Consider the following 25,537-nt stretch of genomic DNA (forward strand, 5'->3'; position numbering starts at 1 on the left):
CAGACCTTAACACGACAGACTATGGATAACCTGAGCTCAAACAGCGAGAACATTGAAAATACTGGCTACCTCATCTTAAAAGCCTTCAAAGCCAAAGGCACCCAGGCAGAGGAAGTATTAGCCTGGACTGATATTTACCCGTTTCTACATAAGGAAGACGAGAACTACCACTATAAAGACGTGCAAAAGCGCGCCGAAGAGCACTTGCGGAACCAAGGCTATGCTACTCCAGACCCTGCCGGCCTGCGCCTGACCCCTGTCGGGTACCAGGCAGTACAGGAGCTTGATGATAAGGACTTAACACAAGGTTCACATACTGAATAAGCACGGTCATGGAAACGTTTTGGAGGAGTTTTGGGAAAAAGGGGCGGAAAACGTTTAGCACGATTTTTTGCTGTGTAGCGGTAGGTGTGGGTGCTGCCTGTACCTCGTCAAGAGACAATCCGGCGTTGGAAGAAACTGCACCCGTGCGTGTGTATAGAGCCACGCCTACGGTAGAGCAAATGAACCAGCAGTCTAGTACCGTCAACCGGAAAATAAACATAGAGGCCCAACCGCACGATGCGGCCATGCGCCCACCGGGTGAACGGACCCAGCGGGTATTGCCGAACCGTCAGCCTTTGTACGTTGACACCGTGAGTACCCGCCGCCCCCGCCCTGACACAACAAGACGTGAGTAAACGGGCGTTTTTAGCCTGTTTTTTAAAAAGTAGCCTTAAAACAGAAGCCATCTGTCATCAGTAATAATTGATGGCAGATGGCTTCTTTGCTTGGCAGGAATTTGTTAATGCTGCCATCTTGAATAGGTAGAGCAGTACTACAGCAGCCGTTGTGAATACTTCAGAGGCATCAAACGAATCTTTCAAAACATCATCTTCCAAAGCGGGAAAGTCAATAAGGCATTAGTTGTTTCTGGCCTCTTTTTACAAAAACAGCCTGAAAACGCTTTCATGATATCAAAGCGAGCTAAAGCCAAAGCTGTCTGCAATTCGCTATATTTGCGTTTTAAAGAAACAACATGGCTGAGACTACTTATCCAAAAAGATATACCATTACCGCGGCGCTTCCGTACGCCAACGGCCCCGTACACATTGGCCATTTGGCTGGTGTATACATTCCCGCCGATATTTATGCCCGTTACCTGCGTTCGCGCGGGCGTGATGTCAAGTTTGTGTGCGGGTCAGATGAGCATGGTGTTCCTATTACCATTCGGGCCAAGAAAGAGGGCATAACGCCGCAGCAGGCTGTAGACAAGTACCACGAGTTGATCAAGAACTCTTTCGCAGATTTCAATATCTCCTTTGATATCTACTCACGCACTTCGTCTAAAACACACGCTGAGGTTGCCTCTGGTTTCTTTAAGAAACTCTACGAGGAGGGCAAGTTCATAGAGCAGACCACCCAGCAGTATTATGATGAGAAGGCGCAGCAGTTTTTGGCCGATCGCTACATTGTAGGCACTTGCCCCAAGTGCGGCAACGAGAATGCTTACGGCGACCAGTGCGAGAGCTGTGGTACTTCACTCAATGCCACCGATCTGATCAACCCTAAAAGCACCCTGAGCGGTGAGCCACCCGTGATGCGTGAAACCAAGCACTGGTATTTGCCACTGAATGAATACGAGGCTTGGCTACGCGAATGGATTGTGGAAGGGCATAAAAGCGACTGGAAAACGAACGTGTACGGCCAGTGCAAAAGCTGGATTGACCAAGGCCTGCAGCCTCGTGCCGTAACCCGAGATCTGGACTGGGGCGTGCCCGTTCCGGTGGAAGGTGCCGAGGGTAAAGTATTATACGTGTGGTTCGATGCGCCTATCGGATACATTTCCGCCACCAAAGACCTGACTCCTGACTGGGAAACCTATTGGAAAGACAAAGATTCTAAGTTGGTGCACTTCATCGGCAAAGACAATATTGTGTTCCACTGCATCATTTTCCCGGCCATGCTCAAGGCCCACGGAGATTATGTGCTGCCAGACAACGTGCCAGCCAATGAATTCCTGAACCTGGAAGGCGACAAAATCTCTACCTCTCGTAACTGGGCGGTGTGGCTGCACGAGTACATGCAGGATCTGCCCGGTAAAGCCGATGTGTTACGCTACGTGCTGTGTGCCAACGCGCCAGAAACCAAAGACAACGACTTCACCTGGAAAGATTACCAAGCCCGTAATAACAATGAGTTGCTGGCCATTTTCGGTAACTTCATAAACCGGGCGGTGGTGCTTACCCACAAATACTACAACGGCGCTGTTCCGCAGCGTGGGGAGTTAACCGACTTTGATCAGGAAGTGCTGCAGCAATTAGCAGGCTTCCCTGAGAAGATTGCAGCCTCACTAGAGCAATACCGTTTCAAAGAAGCATTGGGTGAACTCATGAACCTGGCTCGCCTCGGTAACAAGTATTTGGCAGACACTGAGCCCTGGAAATTGATTAAAACCGATGCCTCGCGTGTAGAAACCATAATGAACATTGCGCTGCAGATTTCGGCTAGCCTGACCATTTTGTCTGAGCCGTTCCTGCCGCAGACTGCCCAGAAGTTGGCGAACATGCTGCAGTATACCCCTGGCAAATGGGACGTGGCCGGTTCAGTAGATTTGCTGCCTGCTGGTCACACTATTGGTGAAGCTGCTCTGTTATTTGAGAAAATAGAGGACGCGGTAATTGATGCTCAGGTTCAGAAGTTGCTGGATACCAAAAAAGCAAACGAGCTTGCTAATGCTGTAGCCGCGCCAGCCAAAGAAAACATCTCTTTTGAGGATTTCTCTAAAATAGACATCCGGATTGGTACCATCTTGGAAGCTGAGAAAGTAGCCAAAACCAAAAAGCTTCTGAAGCTGAAAGTAGATACCGGCATTGACCAACGCACCATTGTGAGCGGTATTGCCGAATACTTTACTCCGGAGGAAATTATTGGGCAGCAGGTAAGCGTGCTGGTGAATCTGGCGCCGCGCGAGATCAAAGGAATTGAAAGCCAAGGCATGCTGCTCATGGCCGAAAACGCCGATGGTTCCCTTGCTTTCATGCAGCCTTCAAAACCTATTGTAAACGGAGGGGGAGTTTCTTAGTCAATTAGGAATTGAGAATTAGGAATTAATAATTCAAATGCGTTTTGAGGCTGTTTTGGCTAAAACTGCCCCAGAACCGCAATAAAGCAGACGCTCTCCACAACATTTGGAGAGGCGTCTGCTTTTATATACTTGCCTTACCTTTCCATCTGAAACCGGAAAGGTATGCTGTACCGCATCTTGACTGGTCTGCCATTAACTACAGCTGGGGCCCAAGCCGGATAATCGGCCATTTTCTCGATAGCTTTCTTGTGGAAATTGGAGCCTGGGCGGTTCAGGGGGATAAATTCAACCAGCTTTCCTTCTTCGTTGACAATAAAGCTAATATATACTACCCCTTCTTTGCCAAGTATACCCGCTAAGCCAGGGTACTGCACAGTGGTGGCCAAATGTGTCGTGAAATGAGCCATCCCTTCTTTCGGCATGGCCATTTTATCAGCATACACATAAATTGTGTCTTTCTGCTTTAGCCGGACTGAGTAACCTGCTACCATGATGGAGTCTTTGTAGAGGTAGTAAACCTTCTCAGTATTATTATTACTAAAAGTATGGTTAGATCCTGTTCCATTTTCAAGAAGCGGGGTGTTGTCGCGGCTCCAAAGCTGTCCGATTCTTACAGTAAATCCCCTCGCATAGAGTTCCTCTTCCAAGTTGCCTTTGGCATTATAGGTAGAAAAAGTGCCTGATAATTGAGGAAAGTATTCCCTTTTGTTAGTTTCTAAGCCTGTGTGCCAAGTCTTTGTGTACCAGATATAGGCATCTGCCTGGTCAAAAGAGCGGGTGCCTTTTATAAATCCCTTCCGCTCTAATTTCCCATTACCATAGTCCTCTATTCTGATACCGGTATCTTCTAGATAGTAAACCCTTTTGTTAGGGGTCTGCTTTTTTTCATGGGTCTGAAAATTTCTGGAAAAGTATCTTTCCTCTTGAGCGAAAGAGGTGAGGGAAAAGAGAAAAAAGAGCGTAAAAAGCAGAAGGCGCATCCAGAAAGATATTTTGAATATACTAATAAGATTTAGTAGCTATAATTGGTAGTAAGCCTCTAATCATCATCACGGAGGCTGAACTGATGCTGCAGGTCTTTCGGGAAAAGGGCAGGGCGTTGGGTGATCTCATGGTAGCAGATAGCGTCTTGGGCGTAGTAGTGAATCACCATGCTTTTACGCGTTGCTTCTGGGTCAAGAATAGGGCAGCCGCCATGTAGCAGGTTGGCGTGCCACACAAAAGCATCGCCTTTCTTGGCATAAAATATTTTTTGCTCCAGCTGGTTTTCCTCAATCACTTGCCCAATCTTTTTCTCATAGCTGGGGTACGCATCGTCGCCAATCCGGAAGAAAGAGCCGCCATTGTCAAACTGTGGGTTGAGCACGTAGGGCAGTTTATGGCTGCCGGGGTAATAGAACAACGGACCGTTATCTGAAGTGATATCTTCCAACGCTATCCAGACAGCAATGAGGTTGCCCAGCGGATAGGTGGTCATGTGAATGGTGTCTGAATGCGCTTTCTGCTCGCTGCCTTTCAAAAAATTGATGGTCTGGAACGGTATCACCTTTTTGCCCAGAATAAATTCCAGCACCTTTACCAAGTCTGAGTTAAACACCACTTCCTTGATCTTCTCAGACTGCCGGAAAGCGAACATGATTTTGCGGTTGGTGTAGTTAAAATCCACCAGCCTGCTCTGCAGCATGTCGTCAATTTCTTGGTTGATGCCATCAACCGTTTCTTCTGAGAAAAATTTATCTAACATCAAGTAGCCATTATTGGGCCACTCTTGAATCTGCTCCCGCACTTGGTCAGGAAAAGCTGAAAGCTCAGGAGTACTCTGCAGTTTCTGAAGCGCGTTAGGTTGGTCTAGCCACGGCGAAGGCTGAGGCGGGAGGCTTGCAAAATCAGTGCTGGAAATAGGAGCGAAGACTGGTTTCTTCACCCCAAATTTGCGGTAAAGCGGCTTGTTATGTTGTAGTTGGCTAAGGTGTAACAGATTGTTGGCAACATAAACGGCTTTCAACGTCCGCAGAAACCCTGTGTATTTTTGGAGCAGCTTTTTCATAATCCGGAAAGAGAACGAAAGATAAGCTTTTTAAAACAGCCGCGCTTCTGTTTTAGGAGTGAAAAAGTGACTCAATTACCGTACCCGCAGCACAATTTTGCCAATGTGCTGACTGCTTTCCATGAGCGTATGTGCTTGGGCGGCTTCAGTTAGTGGGAATGTTTTGTACAGTATTGGCTTGAATTTTTCATCTTCTAGTAGTGGCCAAACGTGCTTCAGAATATCCGCGGTGAGGGAAGCTTTGAAGTCACCATCTCTGGGGCGCAGGGTGCTGCCCGTAATAGTGAGCCGCTTCTGCATCACCTGCAGTGCGTTGAATTCTCCTTTGGCGCCGTGCATGGCATTGATAAACACCAGGCGCCCGTCGGGCTTGAGCAGGTTCAGGTTCTTGGGAATATATTCGCCGCCCACCATGTCCAAAATAACGTCTACACCTTCCTCCTTCAGGACTTCCTCAAAATCTTCGGTTTTGTAATTGATGCAGCGCTCTGCACCCAAGACTTCACAGGCGGCGCATTTCTCCTGGCTGCCTGCCGTGGCAAAAACGCGGGCTCCTAGGGCGGCGGCTAGTTGAATAGCGGTAATGCCTATGCCGCTGCTGCCACCGTGCACCAAAAGTGTTTCGCCAGCCTTAAGCTGACCGCGCTGAAAAACATTGTGCCACACGGTGAAAACCGTCTCAGGCAGAGAGGCGGCTTCTTCAAAGCTCCAGCCGTGGGGCAGAGGCAGGCAGTGACGGGCGTCAACCACAGCGTATTCGGCATAACCACCGCCGGGCAGAAGAGCACATATGGCATCACCGGTTTTCCATTGGCTCACGGCATCACCACAGGCTTCTACTACTCCGGCAATCTCAAGACCTGGAATATCAGAGGGGGCACCGGCAGGAGCGGGATAGCGGCCTTTGCGCTGGGCCACATCAGGCCGGTTAATGCCGGCGGCATACACTTTTACAAGTACCTGGTGTGCCTCTGGGGAAGGTGTTGGCCGCTCCTGAATCTGTAGCACCTCTGGCTCACCGGGAGCTGTGATCACAACTGCTTTCATCTTGTCAGAATTCTTAATGAGATAGTTGTAGAAAGAAAAGGCTGTTTTAGGCCTGCTTTTTGAAAAACAAGCCTAAAACAGCACTGGCATAAGTAATGTAACTACTTGTTTCCGAATTGAGGAAACGCCGGAATGGCCTTTACAAAAACCGGTTGCGATACCTCGGTGGAATGGCCGGTGTAAGTCAGTTTTCCGGAGTTAGTGTCCACTTTGTAAGTAGTGATGTTGTTAGATCGCTGGTTGCCACTAACATGGTTTTGCCGCTAGGGGAAAACCCGAAATTACGTGGCCAATTTCCTTCGGTGCCAATGTGCTGTACTAGGCTTAGTTTGTTTGTATTTTGGTCAATGGCGAATACTACAATGCTGTTGTGTCCGCGGTTAGAGCCGTACACAAAACGCCCGTCTTTAGAGACATGCACATCGGCGCAGAAACTCTCACCTGTAAAGCCTTCTGGCAGCGTAGAGACGGTATGATTCTCTGTAAACGTGCCATTTTCTGAGTTGTAGGTAAGCGCCACCATGGTAGAGTTTAGCTCATTGATCAGGTACGCGTACTTCTTATTCGGGTGAAATACCAGATGCCTTGGCCCGGCTCCGGCCTTGGTGCTGTAGGCTATTTTAGGGGTACGGGTCAATTCGGTGTGGTCTGCTTCCAGCGCGTAGGCATACACTTTATCCACACCCAGATCTACTGCCAAGGCGAATTTGTTGTTGGGGTCTGGAATAATGCAGTGGGCGTGTGCGGCGTCTTGCTGTTTTTTTGGGCCAGAACCTTGGTGCTGGTCTGAGGCGGTGGTGACGCCCAGGCTGCCGTCTTCTTTTAACAAGTTGGCTACCACGTTGCCTCCCACATAATTAGCTACCAACACTACCTTGTTTCTGTGGTCAAGGCTGATGTAGCAAGGGGCGCCGCCGTGGCTTGGCTGCTCGTTCAATTTGGTGAGGTTGCCGGTTTGCTGGTCTACCGCAAAAGCGCTGATAAAGCCGCTCTTCTGACCTTGGTATTCGGTGGTTTCATTGACGGCATACAAATGCTTTCGGTCAGCGTCTAATGCCAAGAAAGAAGGATTCTCGCCCCCTTTTATGCCTAAAACTTTGGTCAATTCGCCAGTTTTCTCATTCAAAGAGAATGCAAAAATGCTTTCAGCGTCTGGTTTTGCATAAGTGCCTACGTACACCATCTGTTCTTTGGTTGGTTCATTCTTTTTAACGGAAGTACAGGCGGCAAGGGTTATGCCCAGAAAAAGAAGAAACAGATTTAATGCTTTCATGATGTAGAGGTTTACCAATGTTTGAAGATGCCAAAAAGAATTGAAACGCTGGGTTGTTTTAAGCTAGTTTTTTGAAAACCAGCCTTAAAACAAGTCATTTATTACGCTCAGAAGGAGCGGGTTGCAGTAGGTAAGAAGGCAAACTTATGCCTGCAGCCGCTGTATGACCATATAAAACCCAACGGCCCCTACCAGACAAAGCGCTACTCCACCCCACCATAACGTCTCAAACCCGAACTGGGCAATAGTAGAGGTGCCTACATATGGTCCAATTATATGGGCAGCGGAATAGGACAGGCTGTAGAGCCCCATATAAGACCCACGGTTCTTCGGGCCTGACCGCTGCACCGTGAGCGTGCTCATAAACGGCATGGCGAAGATCTCAGAGAGGCTCATGAGCAAAACAGACAGCACCAGCACAATAAACCCTTCTGCCAGGTTTAACAATGCAAACGCCAAAGCCAACAGTAACAGCCCAGTTACCAGCATTTTCCAGAGCGCGAATTTTTCTCCAAACAGATACACCAATATCATTTCCAGCAGGAAAACCACTAAGCCGTTAAACGCTAATAAAGCACCAATCTGAAGCTCTGACAGCTGGTAAACCTGCCGCCAATAAAGGGGCATGGTGGAGAAAAACTGGAAAAAAGCCACGGCATAAAGGCAGCACAGCACCACAAATAAAATAAACAAACCGTCTTTGTAGGGCGAACGGGAGTCACCTATGGTAGGTGGAGGTGCCGTGGCGGTGGAAGTAGGTGTATTTCCTTTTCGGTTCCGGAAGTAGAAGTAGAAGATAACCCCCGCGCCCAGACAGGTAAAACCATCGGCCATGAACAGGAACTGATAAGAAACCGAAGCCAATAATCCACCCAAGGCAGGGCCTAGGGAAAAGCCCAAGTTAATGGCCATCCGGTTCAACGAAAACGCTCTGGTGACATTCTCTGGCCGGGCGTAGGAACTTACTGAGGAGGCATTGGCTGGACGGAGGCATTCGGTGAGCACACTTAAGATGAAAATACCCCCGGCAAACAATTCAAACCGCTGCAGGGGCAGCATCACAAAAAACCATGCTCCGCCAAATATCAGACTAAAGAGCTGCACTTTAAAATGTCCGATGCGGTCAGTGAGCCAGCCGCCCAGAAAGGTGCCGCACATAGAACCCGCGCCAAACAAACTAAGCAAAATACCTGTCTGTTTTAAGGTGAAACCTAAAGATTCGGTCAGGTACACACTCAGGAAAGGCACCACCATGGCCCCGCTCCGGTTAATGAACATAACCGCCGCCAGCAACCAAGCCTCTTTAGAGAGACCGCCAAACGCGTTTCGGTACAAAAGGAAAATCCGGTTCATGAGAGACAATTGCGGCGCAAATGTAGAGAAATGTGTTGAACAGGAAACCAGCTACCGCTAGAAAAACCAAGTCCCGCTGTTTTGGGCTGTTTTCTGGAAAACAGCCCCAAAACAGCGGGACTTGGCAGTGCTGAGAAGATATTACTTGTTAAAGAAGTTCATGGTTCGTTCCAGGCCAATGGCTCCAAAAGAAATACACATCTCACCTGCTTTCTCAATGTGCGTGGATAAATCAATCTTCTCGTCTTCAGAGAAGGGACTGAGCACATAGTCTACCTGCCGGCCTTTAGAAAACTGCGCATCTACCCCAAAACGAAGGCGAGGGTATTCATTGGTGCCCAGGGTTTGTTCAATGTGCTTGAGGCCGTTGTGCCCGCCGGCGCTGCCTTTGGCGCGCATTCGCAGTTTGCCATAGGGCAGAGCTAAGTCATCTGTGATAACCAGCATTTGTTCCGCCGGAATTTTCAGAACGCTCAGCCAGTGCGCTACCGCTTTTCCGCTTAGGTTCATAAAAGTGGTAGGCTTCACCAAGGTGAAATGACGGCCTTTGGTTTTGAATTCCGTCACGAACGAATGGCGGCCTGTATCAAAAGAAGCTCCATGTTGTTTGGCTAAATGGTCTAATACCATAAACCCGATGTTGTGGCGCGTATCTGCATATTCAGGCCCAATGTTCCCAAGGCCTACAAGTAAATATTTCATATTAGGAGGAGTGTCGTCAGCGGGCACAGATTGTCTGGTGCCACCTAACCAACTCATTAAACTTTTAAGCATTTGGCAAATTTAGTGATTAGTGATTAGTGATTAATGTTTAGTAAAGGCAAGTGGATTTTTTCAATCTAAACACTAACAACTAAACACCATCAACTAATCACTACCAACCTACACCGCTGCCAGGCCTTTTTCTAAATCCTTAATAATTTCATCGGCGTCTTCAATGCCAACAGACAGGCGAACTACACCCACCGTAATGCCCATTTTCTCTTGCATTTCTTTAGACAGGCCTCGGTGCGACGTACCTAGCGGATAAGAGATAGACGTGGTCACTCCAGCCAGTGAAGGAGAGAAAGGAACTTGAGATAAGCCCCGCATGAAACGGTTCACAGCTTCAGTATCATCTGTAATACGGAAAGAAAGCATGCCTCCGTACAGGCCTTTGCCTTGCTGCGTAGCCAAATCGTACTGTGGGTGTTGCTCTAGACCGGGGTAAAATACTTCCTGCACCTTGGGGTGATTTTGTAGCCATTTCGCTACAGCCAGCGCGTTGCTAGAGTGTTCCCGAACCCGCAGCTTTAAGGTTTTAAGTCCGCGTACGGCTAACCAGCTTTCAAACGGACTCAGGTTTAAGCCCCATGTGCGCATAATTTGGGAAGCGCGGGTAACATCTTCTGGAGTAGAGGCCACCACCACGCCAGCGGTCACATCACTGTGCCCCGACAAATATTTGGTGACACTGTGGATTACCAGGTCAGCACCCAACGTCAAAGGATTGGTGATGATAGGAGTTGCAAATGTATTGTCAATAATTAGTTTGATGCCGTGGTTTTGGCAGGTCTGTGCCAGTTGGCGTAAATCCATCACCATCATCATGGGGTTGCTGATGGTTTCGGCTAAAAGCAACTTTGTGTTTTCGCGCACATAGCCTTCCAGAGAAAAGATATCATCTGTAGGCACAAAAGAAACCTCTATGCCCATGTGGGTGAGTTCCTGCGAGAGGAGAGAGGAGGAGCCGCCGTAGATTTCCTCGGCGCACAACACATGGTCACCAGCCTTAGCATACACCAATACCGCCGTCAAGATAGCCGACATGCCGGAAGAGGTGACTACTGCCCCGTGCCCTTGCTCCAGTTTGTTTACTTCTTGTGCGAGTTCCTCGGTGTTTGGGTTGCCGTAGCGTGTGTACATGTAATGCTGGCCCGGCTCCTGGAAATAAGCTTCCAGCGCATTTAAATCTTCAAACGTGAAAACAGAGGTCTGATAAATTGGGGTGACTTTGGGTGATATAGACACGGCGTGGTGAATTTGGAAGTAAGAATTAAGAGTCAAGAAGCGGCTTTAGGCAAGCTTTATTCTCAATGGTATAAATGCTTCAGAAAGGTAAGAAGAATGCCTATAATATTAGAAGCTTGTGCTAGGTATTCTTTGTCAGGATTATGAATGAAAATGGATTCTACAGAACCTAAGGCTACTGTTTTTGAGCTGCTTTTAGAAAATAAGCCTAAAACAGAATCAAGCACATGGTGGAGTAGAGACTTTTTTGGAAACTAAGGAAGTTTACAGACTTCAGCTTGCTAACTGTTCAAATGAAGAAGAGTCTTTGTTTTCGCCTTTTTTTATCACGGAAACAGTGCCATCGGTTTCTAAGACAATGGCATCTACCTCTTCTAAGCTGTTCAATTTATTCTTTCTGACACTAGCCAGCAAAGATTCTTTTCTGATTCTCTCTTTGCGCATGTTCTTCTCCAGAAACTGGTTGTGGTAGTACAGCAGGGTAGGCTCTGACGTGATAAAACGCGAAAACAGTTTTGACCTTTTCTGTAGAAAAGATATGATGAATTGCAGCGAAACCAAGAGTGCAAAAGTGGTCAGTGCTTCGGCAATAGATACTTGCTTAGCAGTGAGAATACGCCCGAAGGCCGAGCCCATGGCTACCGTCACTATAAAGTCAAAAGCGTTCATGCTGGCTAGGGTGCGCTTACCTGAAATGCGGAGCAGCAGGACAATGCCAAAGTAGGTAATGCTACCCACCACCAGTATTCTTAGCAGCGGCTCCCAGCCGTTCCAGAAAAAAATTACTTTATCCATGAGTTCAGTTTTAAGCAGGCCACTCCCAAGCCCCATTCTGGGTCAGGCCTAGCAACAGTTTTCTGCGGTCTTTTAACTTTTCCTCCAGCTTATGGTGAAACTCCTGCTCTGGTACTGTGGGCAGTCCCTTGTTAGTGAGCTTCACAAGTTTGGGAGCTTCAGGTGTTTCTTTAGCAGCAGTTATAAAGGCTGACTGCACTGTTTGCAGAAACGTGCTGATGGAGTTTCTGGTAGAAGCTAAAATGGTTTGGGCCGGCTGATGTTCTTCCTTGATTCCGAACTCAATAAGGGTAAGCGCGTCATCTAAGATAGTAATGGCCACATCCTGCGATTTTTGATAATCGGCGGCATGGTAGTAGTGTAAGATAGGAAAAGCCATGTGCTGCTCATCTAGCACCGCCAACTGCCCCGAGAGGGAGTTGAGCTGAAGTTCAATGGCGCCAAAGTCTTTGCCGTTCCACTGCTTCAACACAAACTCTTCCGCTGATTGGCCAATGCTGGTGACCTGGCTGGCGAAAGCTCTCTTGTTCACCACCGCTGATACCACCTGTAGAACATATGTAATGGACAAGGTAACCAAAGCCATACCCGTGAGGCCAACCAAAGAACTCAGGAGCTGCCAGCCATCTTCCTTGGGCATAAAGTCTCCGTTGCCAATGGTGAACATGCAGTAAGCAACGTACCACATGGCATCAGATAAATCTGGGGGTGACCCGTCTTTCGCATCGATAGAACTTTGGTCAGCATAAAAAACAAGGCTCCAGCCTAGCCACAATAAGACAATCCAGAAGATCACTGTTAAGAACAGAATGAAAGGGCCAGCTAAACTGAGGGCTTTATGACTTTTTGAACTGATGACCGCCCGCATTCCTTTCCAAACTCCTGACGTAAGTCGGCCTGTTATTGGAGCGGAGTTGCCGTCAACCCAGATGGTAGTCCAAAGGCCTTCAACCAAAGCTATAATGAGAAGGAGTATGCCTGTAATGAGTAGAACTGTATTCATAAGTATGTAGTGTCTCCTTTACAAAACGGGAAGAGCAGGCTATTTGTTAAAGTCAGGTGTTCAACTACCTTAGTTCTAGACTCTACAAGTCCTTTAATTAGAAGGTAGAAGAGCAGAAAAAAGAAAGGCGTTTTGGTGCTGTTTTTTGAAGAACAGTCTCAAAACAGCTATAAAAGCGAAAGCCCACTTCCTTTACAGGAAAGCGGGCTTTCATTATGAAAAACAGGAAAAGTCTTAGGCGGTAACGGCTTCGGCCAAAACGATAATTTTGTTGTTCTGCACTTCTACTACGCCCCCGTCAATGTTGAAGAAAACTTGAGCTCCAGTAGTAGGCGTGATTTTCACCGTTCCGTTGCCCAAAGCACTAATCAATGGCGCGTGGTTATTTAAAACCTCAAAGCCCCCGTTAATGCCCGGAAACTGAGCCGACGTCACGTCGCCTTCATACACTCTTTTATCTGGGGTGATGATCTCTAAATACATTTCTTAGGAGTTCTGAGTTCTGAGTCTTGAGTCTTGAGTCAACATCTTAAAGAGACCCAGAATTCTTAACTTAGAATGAATGAAAACTATATTGATTCTGAGCCTTAAGCTCTGAATTTAAATCTTTTACAGACTCAAGACTCAGAACTCAAAGTTTACTTTGCTTCGGCCAACATTTTCTGTCCTTTGGCAACGGCGTCTTCAATGGTACCAACCAAGTTGAAGGCGGCCTCAGGCAGGTTGTCGTGCTTACCGTCCATGATCTCGTTGAAACCGCGGATGGTGTCTTTAATGTCAACCAACACACCTTTCAAGCCGGTGAACTGCTCGGCTACGTGGAATGGCTGAGACAAGAAACGCTGCACACGACGCGCTCTGTGTACAACTAATTTATCTTCTTCAGATAATTCGTCCATACCCAAGATAGCGATGATGTCTTGCAATTCTTTGTAACGCTGTAAGATCTCTTTCACGCGCTGGGCTGTGTTGTAGTGCTCGTCGCCTACAATGTCAGCAGTCAAGATACGTGAGGTAGAATCCAGAGGGTCTACCGCAGGGTAGATACCAAGCTCAGAGATTTTACGGGAAAGTACAGTCGTAGCATCTAAGTGAGCGAAAGTGGTTGCTGGCGCAGGGTCAGTCAAGTCATCCGCAGGTACGTAAACGGCCTGTACAGAAGTAATGGAACCACGCTTAGTAGACGTGATACGCTCTTGCATGGCACCCATCTCCGTAGCCAAAGTTGGCTGGTAACCCACCGCAGACGGCATACGACCCAAAAGAGCCGATACCTCAGAACCTGCCTGGGTGAAACGGAAGATGTTGTCAATAAAGAAAAGGATATCACGACCAGCACCAGTACCATCACCGTCACGGAAAGATTCCGCAATGGTAAGGCCAGACAAAGCCACACGGGCACGAGCCCCAGGAGGCTCGTTCATCTGACCGAACACGAAGGTAGCTTTAGAATCTTGCAACGCAGCGGTATCTACTTTAGATAGATCCCATCCGCCGTGCTCCATAGACTCCATGAACTCATCGCCGTATTTCACGATGCCAGACTCAATCATCTCGCGAAGTAAGTCATTTCCCTCACGGGTACGCTCACCTACACCGGCAAATACAGAAAGACCACCGTGGCCTTTTGCAATGTTGTTGATCAATTCCTGGATCAATACAGTTTTACCTACCCCGGCACCACCGAATAAACCAATTTTACCACCTTTAGAATATGGCTCAATCAGGTCAATTACTTTGATACCAGTGTAAAGAACTTCAGAAGAAGTAGAAAGGTCTTCAAACTTAGGGGCGTTGCGGTGAATAGGCAGATCCACTGGGCTTTGTGGCTGCGGAATACCGTCAATGGCCTCGCCAATTACGTTGAAAAGACGGCCTAACACGCCATCGCCGGTAGGCATTGAGATAGGAGCCGCTAAATCGGTTACTTCCATGCCGCGGGTCAAACCCTCGGTTGCGTCCATCGCAATAGTACGTACCCGGTCTTCGCCTAAGTGCTGCTGAGTCTCCAGTACCACGCGGGCACCGTTCTCTTTCACCACTACCAGAGCGTCCATGATGTTGGGCAACTTAGAATTCTCACCCGCAAAGCTTACGTCCACCACGGGACCGATCACCTGGGCAATTCTGCCAATATTCGCCATTTGGTTGGTTTATAATTATTTATAAAGATACTCACTTCTTTCAGGCTGCAAAACTACGGCATTCTGCTCTGATTTCCATAGAAGAACCAAAAAAGTTTTGTGCAGAAAGAAGCCAATATCTTTAGTGTTGATATTCCGGCGGTAGAGGGGTGTGGCACAGGCTGTTTTAAGTTTCTTTTCTGAAAAAGAGGCCAAAAACAGCGGTAGGCGAAAGAAGTAGAACTTCTTATTATATAAGTGTGGGCAAAGGCCAGAAATAAATTTAAGCTGCTGAAGAATCTTCTGTAGCAAGTTCGGTGGGTTCACCTAAAAAATACATAGCCCGTTCCCACTCATACTCACTGCGCAGGTGAATGAAGATGTGGCTGCCGTGGCGCACCATCCGCACGTCATCTAATACTTGAGTCAGGCGCTCGTCATGGGCTGGCAACGTTTGGGTATACACCGGCGAGGCAGAGCGGAAATAGATCCACAGAGAGACAGCAGAGGAGGTTTTCATTTTGTTAGCTGTTAAGGGTGCGTTTAAACAAAGCTGATATCCATTTGGTCCGGAAGATATTGAAGAGACTCATCTTAGGGCTCTCAAACAGGATTGGGGTGTAATGCTCTGTGAAGCGTTCAATATGAATGGCTTCCTTTTTGGTGGCTTTTCTCCGGATAATGCCCCTAAACCGTAGGTGCCTGCTGCTCTTGCCAACCAAAGGGAAGTGGTGGCGTAGTTGGCGAAGTTCACTTTTATCGCTTATCCGCAGGGCTACGTCTTCGCCACAGGGCATTAGGGTCATGCTGCTTTTTAGCCAATCTAAAAGCCGGTCGTCTTCTGCCAATTCAATTTTACCTATTGGTTCTTTTGACTTGAAATAGACATACAAGGTTATTCTTTTAACAGGAGCGCGCATGGCAAACGGTGTAAAGCATTAGACCTGAAACAAGTCTACGAAATCACAGCCAAGGAATCTACTGTTAGCCAAAGCCTTAACTAAAACATAAAGCGCCGGAAACATGGTGGTAACCTAAAGGTAACATTGTGGCTGTTTTAGGGCTGATTTTCTAAAAACAGGCTAAAAACATAAGAGATGCAGGCCAAAGCAACACCAGCGGGGCAAAGGCTGGAGGGAAAATAGAATTTGCCAACCGATTGATTCCCAAGAAAATTAGCGACGCAACTTCTGAAAACCGTGTGGCGGCAAGTGAGGTGTTCTAGACGGCAACTAACGCCAAAAACAGCTATGGCACCGCGCTGGTGCCCTTTCTGGAATATTTTTTCAGAAAATTTTTGTTCTGATTACTTGCGGTGAATAAAATCTTTCCTACCTTTGCATCACCAAACGACAACAACGTTGTCTAAGGGAAATTGTCCGATGGTGTAACTGGCAACACGTCTGATTTTGGTTCAGAAGAGTCCAGGTTCGAAACCTGGTCGGACAACTTAGAAAAGCCTCTCAGAGAAATCTGAGAGGCTTTTTTGCTTTTGGCCTAATGCTGCCTTTCCTCAAGCCTTCTTCTCTCAGCCGTGTGTTAAATGTGTTTTTAGGCTGTTTTTCTAAAAACAGGTGCAAAACCTAGCCATCTTAAAGGTTCTGGTGCCATGGCAATAGTCCCTTGAAAAATTCCGCTATATTGCCGTAAAGGCTCGGGTCTTGAATAGTTGCCGTTTTGACTGAAAACCTGTCCTCCTGGAAAGATAGCTTGAGTATTGCATGAAACTTACTTCTCTCAAAACATTCGTCGCGCTCGAAACGCGGTTGCTTCTGTTGCTGCTGTCTGGTGTGTTCTTGCTGGCAAGCTGCAAAAGAGACAGCCTGTCTGCCTCGGGAACAACCCAGCATTCAACAGCAGTGGCTGATAGTGCAGCTGCAGATGTTGAAAAGGAAGCTTCTGTTGTAGCGTCAGTGTCAGCTTCAGGGCAAAAGGCTGCGGTAGAAAAGGCATTTTCAGGTCCGCTTTCTTCCAACGGTAAAGTGTTCACTCCCAAAGGTGAAATCCGGTTCCTGATCATTTTTGCAGGGTTCAATAGTGCGGAAGGAAGGGCGCCAATGGATTTATGGTCTGCCGATTCCACCCATATTCTAAACATATTTGATGCCGAGCGGGGTGGTGACCCTGCCAGCATGTTTTATAGCGACAATAAGCAGTTTGGAGTAGTAGGGCAGCCAGCAAATAAATCCATTTCTAATTACCTGTATGAAATGTCAGGGGGTAAGTTAAAAGTGACTGCCGATGTTTTCAAGAACCCATTGACAGGTAAAGCCGAGCGGATTAACATTAGCCCCCAGAACCTGCGCAATTGGGAGCAAGCAAACCGCAGGGTATTGGAGCAGATTAAAGAACGTTTCGATGGTAAGTTCAACTGGGGGAGGTATGATCAGAGGACAAATTACCCTAATTACCGGTTTGATAACAGCGCCAGCGGACCAGACGGTGAGCCAGATTATGTCATCATTGTGTACCGAAACAACAATAAAATAGGAAGCCTGCCCACCAACTTCCATGCTTCCTCCAGGTTGAGTGGCGCAGGTGACTTGAAAATTAGAGGCACGGGCAATAAAATGTATTCCTTCGGAAAAGGAGCCGGGTTTACTTATGCCAAAGGTTTCTACTTTGAGCCTAGCCTTTTTATTCATGAGTTGGCGCACGAACTGTTTGACTGTCCCCATTATTTTGCCGCCAATTATGTCACCTGGAACAGGTTCTTTTTGAGCAACGGAATAGGCATGATGAAGCACGGGGAACTCACCTCAAGCTGTAATGCCTGGGAAGCGTGGTATTTAGGATGGCTAAATTTGAAACCATCTTATGATATTACGCCAGCAAGAGTGCCTCAAAAACCCATTGTAGTGCGTGATTACCTGACATACAGAGAACCTATTCGGGTAGCAATACCGCATACTAATCCTGTTCAGCACCTCTGGATAGAGAACCGACAACGCGTACACCTCTTCGATGAGCGTTCTACCTACCACAAAGACAACCTAGGCAATATAATCCCCGAGCCTCCTGCTGGTCTTTATTTATATGTAGAAGACATGGCTCCTACCCGCGAAAACCCAGAGCCACTGGTGTACAAACGCAATAACAGTATGAGGTTACTTCATGCTGCCGGCAACTATGACTACACCGTGCAGAAAATAGCTGCCGAAGAAAGAATTTGGTGTAATCTGGTAGGTGAACTGTCGCCATTGCAGGTTACAAACCCTATGAGCGGCACCAACGACATTAGCGTGGTGCCCGGCGACTATACTACTTATAAAAAGGTGCCCAACTGCAGTGCGGAGTTCTTAGCTGGACCAAATAATATAATTGAGTACAACAGTTCCAACATGAACACCGGCAAACTTGAGCATGTGACGGTCCTGAAAAAAGGTGCAAATTTTACTTACGGCTGGTGGGGTGCCTATGACCCGAAGGTGCCGGGCTCTACCAGTGTGGCATTTAACCAAGTGGGGCAAGGGGCGGGGCTTTCTTATAACCCGCCCATACTGCCGCTTCAGGAGTACCATTCCTCTTCCCCTAATCCCGGTCTTTCACCGATTTACCTGAACGGACTTTCGGTAAAAATAGTGGGCAAAAGAGCCGACACTGGTGGCAAAAAAGCCGGAGAGGAATATTTGGTAGAAGTGAGGTATAACAATGTAGACATCAGCGTTAATCAGCGGTTTACCGGAAATATTGTACAGCAGAAGGTGCCCGATACGCCTCACGGGTATGACATAAATTTAAAAAAAGGCATTACCCTTACTATTGATAAAAGCGGAACAGCCAACAGACATCTTCCTACCCCGTCTAAAGAATTTATCAATCCCACGTCTTACACTGTTGAAGAGGGCAGTATTTCTCATCAGGAAAGAAATTCTGCAGTTGTGGTTACCAATGGCAGCACCTTCACGGTGAGAAATGGGGCCAGTGTTGTTTTGGAAGAAGGAGCCTCTTTTGATGTAAAAGCGGGAAGTTCCTTAGTGGTTGAGCCTGAGGCTAAGTTTTCATTAGGAGCTGCAGGAGTTCTCACCATTCATCATGGTGCTGTGCGGCTAGATAAAAATAGCCACGGCCTTTTCCTGGAAAAGAACAGCAAAGTAAGGGTGCAAGAAAATGGGCAGTTAGTGCTGGCTGGTAACCTGAAAGCAGCGCCGGGTGGTTCAGTGGAGTTGATGGTAGAGAGAGGAGGGGTGCTGGAACTCAGAAACGCCCAGGCAGTGAACTACAGAATAACCATACGGCCAGGGGGCAGACTAGTCATTCCGGCAGTAGCTAACATAAGCTTAAGTTCCTATGGGAAAATAAATGTAGAAAAAGGAGGAAAGATCTGCCTGCACCCATCAGCTAAGGTGACAGGGGCAAATGCAAAGAACTTGGCTTATAATTCAGATTCTCTCATTAAAGGAGGGTGTTTATGATTTGCCAAATTTTAGTTGCCTGCCTGTCAGTCAAGGGAACGGTTATCCTAAACTTTTAGCGGAACAACTTTCCTGCGGCAATTAGAATTGGCCAATGGTGCGGCAAGGGCTTTAATCTTTATTGTATATTTCCATTCAAAATAATTTTAACTACAAACACCAAACTAATTCTTCATGATGATTTTGTTCCGAAAGACAGTTCCGGCGTTCCTGCTGGCTTCGCTAATGTATGCAAGCGCCTGTACCCAAAACAGCAACCAAGAACAAGCCGATTCTTCTAAGACAGAAACTGCTGAAGGGCAGCAAGCCCAGCTCCCCGATGCCTCTAAATTTCAATCTACTATAGATGAAAAGCAGACGGACCTGTACGTGCTAAAGAATAAAAACAATGCACAGGCCGCCATAACCAACTACGGCGGCAGAGTGGTGAGCCTGCTAGTGCCAGACAAAAATGGTAAGTTGACAGATGTAGTGGTGGGGTCAGGCAGCGTGAAAGAGTTTGCCCAAGGGGCAGACACCTTCTTTGGGGCTGTTGTTGGACGCTACGGCAACCGTATTGCCAAAGGCAAGTTTACCTTGAATGGCAAAGAATATACTTTGGCTACCAATAATGGCGCAAATCATTTGCACGGCGGCAACAAAGGATTTTCACGTGTAGTCTGGAATGCCAACAAAATTGATGACCAGACCTTGGAGTTGACGTATCTTTCTAAAGACATGGAAGAAGGGTATCCTGGGAATTTAAATGTGAAATTGACTTATACCCTCACTGATGAAAACGAACTGAAAATTAACTACCAGGCCACAACTGATAAACCAACCATTGTAAACTTGACCAACCATACTTATTTCAACTTAAACGGAGAGGGCAGTGGAGATATTCTGGGGCACCAGCTGCAAATAAATGCAGACAAATACAATCCAGTAGATTCTACTTTGATTCCTACGGGCATTGAGCCAGTGGCCAATACTCCATTTGATTTCAAGCAGGCCACTACCATTGGCGCCAGAATAGAAAACCAGAACCAGCAGCTACAGTATGGCAAAGGCTATGACCACAACTTTGTTTTAAACCGCAGCGCCCAGGATGACATGTTCCATGCCGCCACTGTGGTTGGTGAAAAGAGCGGTATCAAAATGGATATTTACACCCAAGAACCTGGCCTGCAGTTTTACAGCGGTAACTTCATGGACGCAACGCACACACTTAAGTCAGGGGCGAAAGATGAGTTTAGAACAGCTTTCTGCCTGGAGACCCAGCATTTCCCTGATTCCCCAAACCAGTCTTCTTTTCCTAGCACAGTGCTTAAGCCAGGAGAAACTTATAATACCACTTCGGTATACAAGTTCTCTGTGAAATAGACATTCTAATATCACGCCTGCCCATGGGTAGGCGTGATATTTTATATGACTCTTATCTATAAGCCTTATAAGTTTAATAAAGGTTTAACCGGTGTAGAGATAGAATTCAGACTCTTGTTGGGAAACATCTTTATAATATGAGCTATATTTTTGGTCACTTCGTTTGAGCCTTAAGAAATAAGGAGTAATTTTGCGGCTCCATTTAGCAACCTCGCCTACTCCATGAGCCCTACGGTTAAAATCTTCTCCGGAACTGCCTCCCGGTATTTTGCTGAACAAGTAGCTGCTTCTTATGGTCTGCCTTTGGGAGACTTAACCATTCAGCGCTTCTCAGACGGTGAAATTTCAGTTCATTTCAATGAGTCTGTGCGCGGGTGCGAGGTGTTCCTGATCCAGTCTACTTTCCCGCCTTCTGAGAACCTTATGGAACTCATGCTGATGGTAGACGCGGCTAAGCGTGCTTCGGCGCATAAAGTAATTGTGGTTATGCCCTACTACGGATATGCCCGCCAGGACCGCAAAGACAAGCCACGGGTTTCTATTGGGGCTAAGGTAATGGCTAATGCCATTCAGTGCGTAGGAGCCGACCGCTTGATGACATGTGACCTGCATGCTGGTCAGATTCAGGGCTTCTTTGATATTCCGGTGGATCATTTAGATGGTTCGGCCATATTTGTGCCTTACCTGCGCAGCCTTGACTTGGGGCAGGATCTGATTTTCGCCTCGCCAGACGTAGGAGGGGTGGTAAGAACCAGAAGCTTCGCCAAAATATTTGGGGTAGAGATGGTTGTTTGTGATAAGCACCGGAAACGCGCCAATGAAATTGCCTCTATGCAGGTAATAGGTGATGTAGAAGGTATGGACGTGGTATTGGTAGACGACTTGGTAGATACTGCTGGAACCATCACCAAAGCCGCTGAGCTGTTGAAAGAGAAAGGTGCCAAAAGTGTACGAGCTATCGCCACTCACGGAGTTTTGTCAGGCCCAGCTTACGAGCGAATAGAAAATTCAGTTTTAGAGGAATTGGTTATCTCAAACACTATTCCGTTGCGCAAAGAGAGCTCTAAAATAAAGGTTCTAACCTTCTCTGATCTTTTCGCCAGAGCCATCAGCAACGTGGTAACGCATGATTCTATCAGCTCACTGTTCATCTAAGAGCTGTAAAATATATCTGGAGTGAACTAAACAGAGGCGAAAGTCATTGTTGAATCGCTCCTAAAAGAGTTTTTATTTTTTATTTTTTAACTATTTTTTATGCAAAGCTTAGAGATTATAGGGTTTAAAAGAGCAAATCTCGGTAAATCCGAAGCTAAGGCGCTTCGTGATGAAGCTCAAGTTCCATGTGTGTTATACGGTGGCGCAGAGCAAATTCACTTTTCTGCCCCAGCCATTCTGTTCCGTCCGTTGGTATACACTCCAGATGTGTATCAAGTAGACTTGAACATTGAAGGAACACACTACAAGGCGATCATGCAAGACCTGCAGTTCCACCCAGTGAACGAGCAACTCCTGCACGTGGATTTCTTGTTGTTGCAAGACGATAAAGAAGTGAAAGTTGATGTGCCTGTACGTTTCGTAGGTACTTCTCCGGGTGTGATTGCCGGTGGTAAACTGGTGACTAAACTGCGTAAACTACGCGTGAAGGCTCTTCCTGCTAACCTGCCAGATTCTATTGCAGTAGACATTTCTGAACTGGAATTAGGTAAGTCTATCAAAGTAAACAAAATCGCACCAGCCGACTACACTATCTTGACCAACGGTCTTGCTCCTGTAGCTACGGTAACTATCCCAAGAGCGCTGAAGAGTGCTCAGGCCGAAGAGAAAAAAGGTGGCAAGAAATAAGCGCTGCTTTTTCAACCTTTCTAAAAATCCTGTTCTGCTACACGCGGGGCAGGATTTTTTATTTACCTCCGTTTTAGGACTGTTTTGGAGAAATGAAGCCTAAAACACATAAGGTGAAATTTTCCAATAATCAGTTTTAAAACGCATTTAAGATACCTCCCTTTGAAGGGGCGAGGGGAATGTTTATACCTGCCGGTACATGCATTTTTGATACTCCCCTCTTTGGAAAGGCGGGGGCAAGTTCCACTCATTCTGTATCTTCCATGGTCATCCTGGGCACTAGCCGAAGGATCTAACGAAGATGTACCATTGTAGGCAGCAATGTATTAGCCACCGCAATGGACAGGTCGCGACCTGTCCGTACATTTTTCCGCTCCCGAGCTTTAGTAGCAACTGCTTATCCAAGGCCTCACAGGACAGCCTTCTCCGTCTCTTTGGCGCTGAGCGCTCACGGCCGCGAGGCCCTGCCCTGTGGATTCGCACTGCCCTTTTCACTAGACCTTCGGTCTTGCCGCTGCCGCGGCACCGCTCAAAGCGAGGCGCTCACCCCCACGGCTGGTATCAGTTCCAATTCTGCTGCCTGTGATTTTCCTGATTTGAAGTTATTGGTTTATTATTTCTGTAGTTCCTTGGTAGAGTTACCCGCGATGCGCGCATCACCTTTTATTTGGTATAGAGATAGGAGCTTCCTAATATATTTCATTAGTGAACCATGTTTTTGACTTTTTTTCAGGAAATCAGGCCAAAAACGCTTTTGAAATAACGTCGGCAATACGTTCTTGATCTGTTAATGAAAGTGCGGAACCGGAGGGGAGGCAGAGGCCGCGGGCAAATAGGTCTTCGCTCACTTCGCCGCCAAAGCTTTCAGCGCCTTGGAACAATGGTTGCCGGTGCATTGGTTGCCAGAGCCTGCGGACTTCAATGTTCTCCTTTAAAAGAGCTAGCCGCAGATCTTCAGGAGAGATTTTGCTGCCCTTCTTGGTGGTGAAGCAGGAAAGCCAGCGGTTTGAGAAAAAACCTTTTGGTTCCTCATGCCACTCTATCTCTTCTATGTTTTGCAGCAGGTTCTTGTAATTGTTGAATATAGCACGGCGCTGCTCAATTCTTTCTTCTAATACCTGCAGCTGACCGCGACCAATACCGGCACTGATGTTGCTAAGCCCGTAATTAAAGCCAACGGTGCTGTGGTGATAAAAAGGCTTATCATCTTTAGCCTGCTGAGCCAGCCATTTTGCCTTTTTCACTAATTGATTGTCAGCTGAGATCAACGCTCCGCCGCCTGAGGTGGTGATTATCTTATTTCCGTTGAAGGAGAAGGCTCCAATTGCACCAAAAGTACCCAGCAATTGACCATGGAAACGAGAGCCAAGCGCCTCAGCAGTGTCTTCAATGATGGGCACACCGTAATGCTGGGTAATTTCAACTATCTCTCTCATTTTGGCAGGCATACCGTACAGGTGCACTAACATGAGAGCTTTCGGAAGTTTGCCTTTTTGTTTTCGGTCTATAAGAGCTTTTTCTAAGGTGAGAGGGCAGAGGTTCCAGGTGTTGGGCTCACTATCTATAAATACGGGTGTGGCCCCTACATATAAGATTGGATTGGCGCTGGCAACAAAGGTGAAGGTAGAGCAGAAGACTTCATCTCCGGAGCCTACGCCTAACGCAAGCAAGGCCAGGTGCAACGCGGCCGTGCCCGAAGACAAAGCTGCCGCAGCAGGAGCCTGTAAATACTGAGCCAGTTCTGTTTCAAAACCATCTACATTGGCGCCTGCGGTGGTAATCCAGTTCTGGTCAAAAGCCTCCTGTACGTACCGCTGCTCCTGGCCGCCCATGTGCGGGGGCGAGAGATAGATAAAGTCTTGAGACTGGCTCATGCGCTCTGGGTGGTAACTCGGGCTGGCACACCCACTGCAGTACAGTAACTGGGTAAATCTTGCGTGACTACGGCGCCTGCGCCAATAGTGGTGAAAGCTCCTACTTTACGGTTTTGTAAAATGGTGCTGTTGGTGCCACCGTAGACTCCTTTGCCCAAAACTACGCCGCCGCTTACCGCTACCTGTGGCATAAGAGAGCAGAAATCATGAAGAACGGCATCATGGCCAACGGTGCAGGATAGATTCAGGAAAACGTGCTGACCCAGCGTTACATTGGTGGTAAGAATACAATTCTGGCAGATTATGGTGCCGGCGCCGAAGGTGTTGCCCTGATACTCTTCATTGGCTACGGAAGGGTGCACTAGCACCGGAAACATGAGCAGAGGGTTGAACAGGCGTTTCACCACATCGGCTTTAGCAGTAGGGTTGCCAATGCCAATGGCCACGTGCACCGGAAACTGGGCATTGTTCAGGTCTCGCACTGTGCCCAGGTAAGGCAAGTGATTGGGCAATTGCTCTGGTTCGGCATCGTCATAAAAGCCGGTAACTTCCCATTGGGGCGAAACCGTATTTAATTGGTGAAGTAGCATCAGAACTTCGCGGCCTAAGCCGCCTGTACCTACTATCACTATTTTTTTTAAACTCATGTCTGATTTGATGAACCGGTAAAACGCTCCATGGTGGCCGTGCCTGGCGCCGAAACTCCTTCTGGTTTGAACAAATGGCGTACGGTGCGCCAGAGAATGTACAGGTCTAGCTTAAACGAAACATGCTCCACGTACCACACATCAAAGGTAAACTTTTCTTCCCATTTGAGAAGATTCCGGCCATTCACCTGCGCCCAGCCTGTTATACCCGGTTTTACGAGGTGCCGGCGCGCTTGTTCAGGAGAGTACAGCGGCAAGTAGTCCATGAGCAGCGGCCTTGGGCCCACAAAGCTCATGTCGCCGCGCAACACGTTTAAAAGCTGGGGCAGTTCATCTAAAGAAGTGCGGCGGATCAACTTGCCAATAGTGGTGAGCCGTTCTGCATCTGGTAAAAGCTCCCCATGTATGTCAAGTTTATCCGTCATGGTTCTGAATTTGTAGAACGTAAACGGCTTTCCATGCAGCCCGGGCCGCTGCTGCCGGAACAGAATGCGCCCTTTCAGACTGAACCACAATACTGCCGCCACCAACACCATCAGGGGCCAGAGCAACAGCAAGGTAGCGCTGCCCAAAGAAATATCAAAAAGGCGTTTCCCGTGGGGTTGGTACATGAACAGTTTCCAGTAATTAGTTATCAGTAAACAGTGACAGTTTTTGATTACTGAGCCTAAATATGGAG

General features: G+C 47.5%; 22 protein-coding genes, 1 tRNA gene and 1 pseudogene. 8 read left to right on the forward strand and 16 right to left on the reverse strand.

What is annotated here, in order from left to right:
* The first annotated feature begins 21 nt into the window (after positions 1-21).
* From A8O23_RS01675 to metG, 3 genes are all read left to right on the forward strand, one after another.
* A complete protein-coding gene (locus A8O23_RS01675) occupies positions 22-324 on the forward strand; it encodes a hypothetical protein (RefSeq protein WP_066615685.1) in 303 nt (100 codons plus the stop codon).
* An 8-nt stretch (positions 325-332) separates the two neighbouring features.
* The gene (locus A8O23_RS01680) at positions 333-680 is read left to right on the forward strand and encodes a hypothetical protein (RefSeq protein ID WP_153042037.1); all 348 of its coding nucleotides are present in this window, start codon (positions 333-335) and stop codon (positions 678-680) included.
* A 338-nt stretch (positions 681-1,018) separates the two neighbouring features.
* Positions 1,019-3,064 carry a methionine--tRNA ligase gene (gene metG, locus A8O23_RS01685; RefSeq protein WP_066615694.1) on the forward strand — a complete coding sequence of 682 codons (2,046 nt, stop codon included), beginning with the start codon at positions 1,019-1,021 and terminating at the stop codon, positions 3,062-3,064.
* 137 nt (positions 3,065-3,201) lie between these two features.
* Here metG and A8O23_RS01690 read toward each other — a convergent pair whose 3' ends face one another.
* The 13 genes and pseudogenes from A8O23_RS01690 to A8O23_RS01755 all read right to left on the reverse strand — a co-directional run bounded on the left by A8O23_RS01690 (position 3,202) and on the right by A8O23_RS01755 (position 15,638).
* Complete coding sequence (locus A8O23_RS01690; protein ID WP_066615701.1) at positions 3,202-4,047, reverse strand: energy transducer TonB; 846 nt, start codon at positions 4,045-4,047, stop codon at positions 3,202-3,204.
* A gap of 59 nt (positions 4,048-4,106) precedes the next feature.
* Entirely contained in the window at positions 4,107-5,114 is a 1,008-nt protein-coding gene (locus A8O23_RS01695) for a phytanoyl-CoA dioxygenase family protein (RefSeq protein ID WP_066615711.1), read from the reverse strand.
* Between the two features lie 75 nt (positions 5,115-5,189).
* Positions 5,190-6,161: an NAD(P)H-quinone oxidoreductase gene (locus A8O23_RS01700; RefSeq protein ID WP_066615713.1), complete on the reverse strand. Its 972-nt coding sequence runs from the start codon at positions 6,159-6,161 to the stop codon at positions 5,190-5,192.
* A 101-nt stretch (positions 6,162-6,262) separates the two neighbouring features.
* Positions 6,263-7,434, reverse strand: a pseudogene (locus A8O23_RS01705) (lactonase family protein).
* A 144-nt stretch (positions 7,435-7,578) separates the two neighbouring features.
* The gene (locus A8O23_RS01710; protein ID WP_066615715.1) at positions 7,579-8,787 is read right to left on the reverse strand and encodes an MFS transporter; all 1,209 of its coding nucleotides are present in this window, start codon (positions 8,785-8,787) and stop codon (positions 7,579-7,581) included.
* A 141-nt stretch (positions 8,788-8,928) separates the two neighbouring features.
* Positions 8,929-9,489, reverse strand: coding sequence for an aminoacyl-tRNA hydrolase (pth, locus tag A8O23_RS01715; RefSeq protein ID WP_066615905.1), 561 nt, complete (start codon positions 9,487-9,489; stop codon positions 8,929-8,931).
* 180 nt (positions 9,490-9,669) lie between these two features.
* Positions 9,670-10,833, reverse strand: a complete 1,164-nt coding sequence (locus A8O23_RS01720) for a trans-sulfuration enzyme family protein (RefSeq protein ID WP_066615723.1) — start codon at positions 10,831-10,833, stop codon at positions 9,670-9,672.
* A 237-nt stretch (positions 10,834-11,070) separates the two neighbouring features.
* Entirely contained in the window at positions 11,071-11,592 is a 522-nt protein-coding gene (locus A8O23_RS01725; RefSeq protein WP_066615909.1) for a DUF421 domain-containing protein, read from the reverse strand.
* 10 nt (positions 11,593-11,602) lie between these two features.
* Positions 11,603-12,595 (reverse strand): potassium channel family protein, encoded by a 993-nt coding sequence (locus A8O23_RS01730; RefSeq protein ID WP_066615725.1) that lies wholly within the window; start codon positions 12,593-12,595, stop codon positions 11,603-11,605.
* A gap of 234 nt (positions 12,596-12,829) precedes the next feature.
* Positions 12,830-13,078: an ATP synthase F1 subunit epsilon gene (atpC, locus tag A8O23_RS01735; protein ID WP_066615730.1), complete on the reverse strand. Its 249-nt coding sequence runs from the start codon at positions 13,076-13,078 to the stop codon at positions 12,830-12,832.
* Between the two features lie 155 nt (positions 13,079-13,233).
* A complete protein-coding gene (atpD, locus tag A8O23_RS01740; RefSeq protein ID WP_066615732.1) occupies positions 13,234-14,739 on the reverse strand; it encodes a F0F1 ATP synthase subunit beta in 1,506 nt (501 codons plus the stop codon).
* Between the two features lie 262 nt (positions 14,740-15,001).
* A complete protein-coding gene (locus A8O23_RS01750; RefSeq protein WP_066615736.1) occupies positions 15,002-15,238 on the reverse strand; it encodes a hypothetical protein in 237 nt (78 codons plus the stop codon).
* A 4-nt stretch (positions 15,239-15,242) separates the two neighbouring features.
* Positions 15,243-15,638 carry a hypothetical protein gene (locus tag A8O23_RS01755; RefSeq protein ID WP_066615738.1) on the reverse strand — a complete coding sequence of 132 codons (396 nt, stop codon included), beginning with the start codon at positions 15,636-15,638 and terminating at the stop codon, positions 15,243-15,245.
* Between the two features lie 456 nt (positions 15,639-16,094).
* Here A8O23_RS01755 and A8O23_RS01760 point away from each other — a divergent pair.
* The 5 genes from A8O23_RS01760 to A8O23_RS01780 all read left to right on the forward strand — a co-directional run bounded on the left by A8O23_RS01760 (position 16,095) and on the right by A8O23_RS01780 (position 22,337).
* Positions 16,095-16,167, forward strand: a tRNA-Gln gene (locus A8O23_RS01760).
* Between the two features lie 272 nt (positions 16,168-16,439).
* Positions 16,440-19,133: a metallopeptidase domain-containing protein gene (locus A8O23_RS01765; RefSeq protein ID WP_153042038.1), complete on the forward strand. Its 2,694-nt coding sequence runs from the start codon at positions 16,440-16,442 to the stop codon at positions 19,131-19,133.
* A 174-nt stretch (positions 19,134-19,307) separates the two neighbouring features.
* The gene (locus A8O23_RS01770; RefSeq protein ID WP_066615746.1) at positions 19,308-20,495 is read left to right on the forward strand and encodes an aldose epimerase family protein; all 1,188 of its coding nucleotides are present in this window, start codon (positions 19,308-19,310) and stop codon (positions 20,493-20,495) included.
* 222 nt (positions 20,496-20,717) lie between these two features.
* A complete protein-coding gene (locus tag A8O23_RS01775) occupies positions 20,718-21,650 on the forward strand; it encodes a ribose-phosphate pyrophosphokinase (RefSeq protein WP_066615748.1) in 933 nt (310 codons plus the stop codon).
* Positions 21,651-21,749: 99 nt separating this feature from the next.
* The gene (locus A8O23_RS01780) at positions 21,750-22,337 is read left to right on the forward strand and encodes a 50S ribosomal protein L25/general stress protein Ctc (protein WP_066615750.1); all 588 of its coding nucleotides are present in this window, start codon (positions 21,750-21,752) and stop codon (positions 22,335-22,337) included.
* A 737-nt stretch (positions 22,338-23,074) separates the two neighbouring features.
* On the opposite strand, the gene A8O23_RS01785 is transcribed toward A8O23_RS01780, so the two are convergent.
* Genes A8O23_RS01785 through A8O23_RS01795 form a run of 3 tightly spaced genes read right to left on the reverse strand, consistent with a single transcriptional unit; the run spans position 23,075 to position 25,469 of the window.
* Complete coding sequence (locus tag A8O23_RS01785) at positions 23,075-24,211, reverse strand: DegT/DnrJ/EryC1/StrS family aminotransferase (protein ID WP_066615751.1); 1,137 nt, start codon at positions 24,209-24,211, stop codon at positions 23,075-23,077.
* On the reverse strand, positions 24,208-24,858 hold the full coding sequence (locus A8O23_RS01790; RefSeq protein WP_066615753.1) for an acetyltransferase: 651 nt from the start codon (positions 24,856-24,858) through the stop codon (positions 24,208-24,210). Before A8O23_RS01790 ends, A8O23_RS01785 begins: the two co-directional genes overlap by 4 nt.
* Positions 24,855-25,469 carry a sugar transferase gene (locus tag A8O23_RS01795; protein WP_066615755.1) on the reverse strand — a complete coding sequence of 205 codons (615 nt, stop codon included), beginning with the start codon at positions 25,467-25,469 and terminating at the stop codon, positions 24,855-24,857. The genes A8O23_RS01790 and A8O23_RS01795 overlap by 4 nt, the downstream gene beginning before the upstream one ends.
* Between the last annotated feature and the right edge of the window lie 68 nt (positions 25,470-25,537).

Origin of the sequence: Rufibacter roseus (genome assembly GCF_001647285.1) — a bacterium.
GTDB lineage: Bacteria > Bacteroidota > Bacteroidia > Cytophagales > Hymenobacteraceae > Nibribacter > Nibribacter roseus.

Bases quoted from the DNA above. Each gene is read 5' to 3' on its own strand.
- A8O23_RS01675 (WP_066615685.1), top strand. From the start codon at position 22: ATGGATAACCTGAGCTCAAACAGCGAGAACATTGAAAATACTGGCTAC.
- A8O23_RS01680 (WP_153042037.1), top strand. From the start codon at position 333: ATGGAAACGTTTTGGAGGAGTTTTGGGAAAAAGGGGCGGAAAACGTTT.
- metG (WP_066615694.1), top strand. From the start codon at position 1,019: ATGGCTGAGACTACTTATCCAAAAAGATATACCATTACCGCGGCGCTT.
- A8O23_RS01690 (WP_066615701.1), bottom strand. From the start codon at position 4,047: ATGCGCCTTCTGCTTTTTACGCTCTTTTTTCTCTTTTCCCTCACCTCT.
- A8O23_RS01695 (WP_066615711.1), bottom strand. From the start codon at position 5,114: ATGAAAAAGCTGCTCCAAAAATACACAGGGTTTCTGCGGACGTTGAAA.
- A8O23_RS01700 (WP_066615713.1), bottom strand. From the start codon at position 6,161: ATGAAAGCAGTTGTGATCACAGCTCCCGGTGAGCCAGAGGTGCTACAG.
- A8O23_RS01710 (WP_066615715.1), bottom strand. From the start codon at position 8,787: ATGAACCGGATTTTCCTTTTGTACCGAAACGCGTTTGGCGGTCTCTCT.
- pth (WP_066615905.1), bottom strand. From the start codon at position 9,489: ATGAAATATTTACTTGTAGGCCTTGGGAACATTGGGCCTGAATATGCA.
- A8O23_RS01725 (WP_066615909.1), bottom strand. From the start codon at position 11,592: ATGGATAAAGTAATTTTTTTCTGGAACGGCTGGGAGCCGCTGCTAAGA.
- A8O23_RS01730 (WP_066615725.1), bottom strand. From the start codon at position 12,595: ATGAATACAGTTCTACTCATTACAGGCATACTCCTTCTCATTATAGCT.
- atpC (WP_066615730.1), bottom strand. From the start codon at position 13,078: ATGTATTTAGAGATCATCACCCCAGATAAAAGAGTGTATGAAGGCGAC.
- atpD (WP_066615732.1), bottom strand. From the start codon at position 14,739: ATGGCGAATATTGGCAGAATTGCCCAGGTGATCGGTCCCGTGGTGGAC.
- A8O23_RS01750 (WP_066615736.1), bottom strand. From the start codon at position 15,238: ATGAAAACCTCCTCTGCTGTCTCTCTGTGGATCTATTTCCGCTCTGCC.
- A8O23_RS01755 (WP_066615738.1), bottom strand. From the start codon at position 15,638: ATGCGCGCTCCTGTTAAAAGAATAACCTTGTATGTCTATTTCAAGTCA.
- A8O23_RS01765 (WP_153042038.1), top strand. From the start codon at position 16,440: ATGAAACTTACTTCTCTCAAAACATTCGTCGCGCTCGAAACGCGGTTG.
- A8O23_RS01770 (WP_066615746.1), top strand. From the start codon at position 19,308: ATGATGATTTTGTTCCGAAAGACAGTTCCGGCGTTCCTGCTGGCTTCG.
- A8O23_RS01775 (WP_066615748.1), top strand. From the start codon at position 20,718: ATGAGCCCTACGGTTAAAATCTTCTCCGGAACTGCCTCCCGGTATTTT.
- A8O23_RS01780 (WP_066615750.1), top strand. From the start codon at position 21,750: ATGCAAAGCTTAGAGATTATAGGGTTTAAAAGAGCAAATCTCGGTAAA.
- A8O23_RS01785 (WP_066615751.1), bottom strand. From the start codon at position 24,211: ATGAGCCAGTCTCAAGACTTTATCTATCTCTCGCCCCCGCACATGGGC.
- A8O23_RS01790 (WP_066615753.1), bottom strand. From the start codon at position 24,858: ATGAGTTTAAAAAAAATAGTGATAGTAGGTACAGGCGGCTTAGGCCGC.
- A8O23_RS01795 (WP_066615755.1), bottom strand. From the start codon at position 25,469: ATGTACCAACCCCACGGGAAACGCCTTTTTGATATTTCTTTGGGCAGC.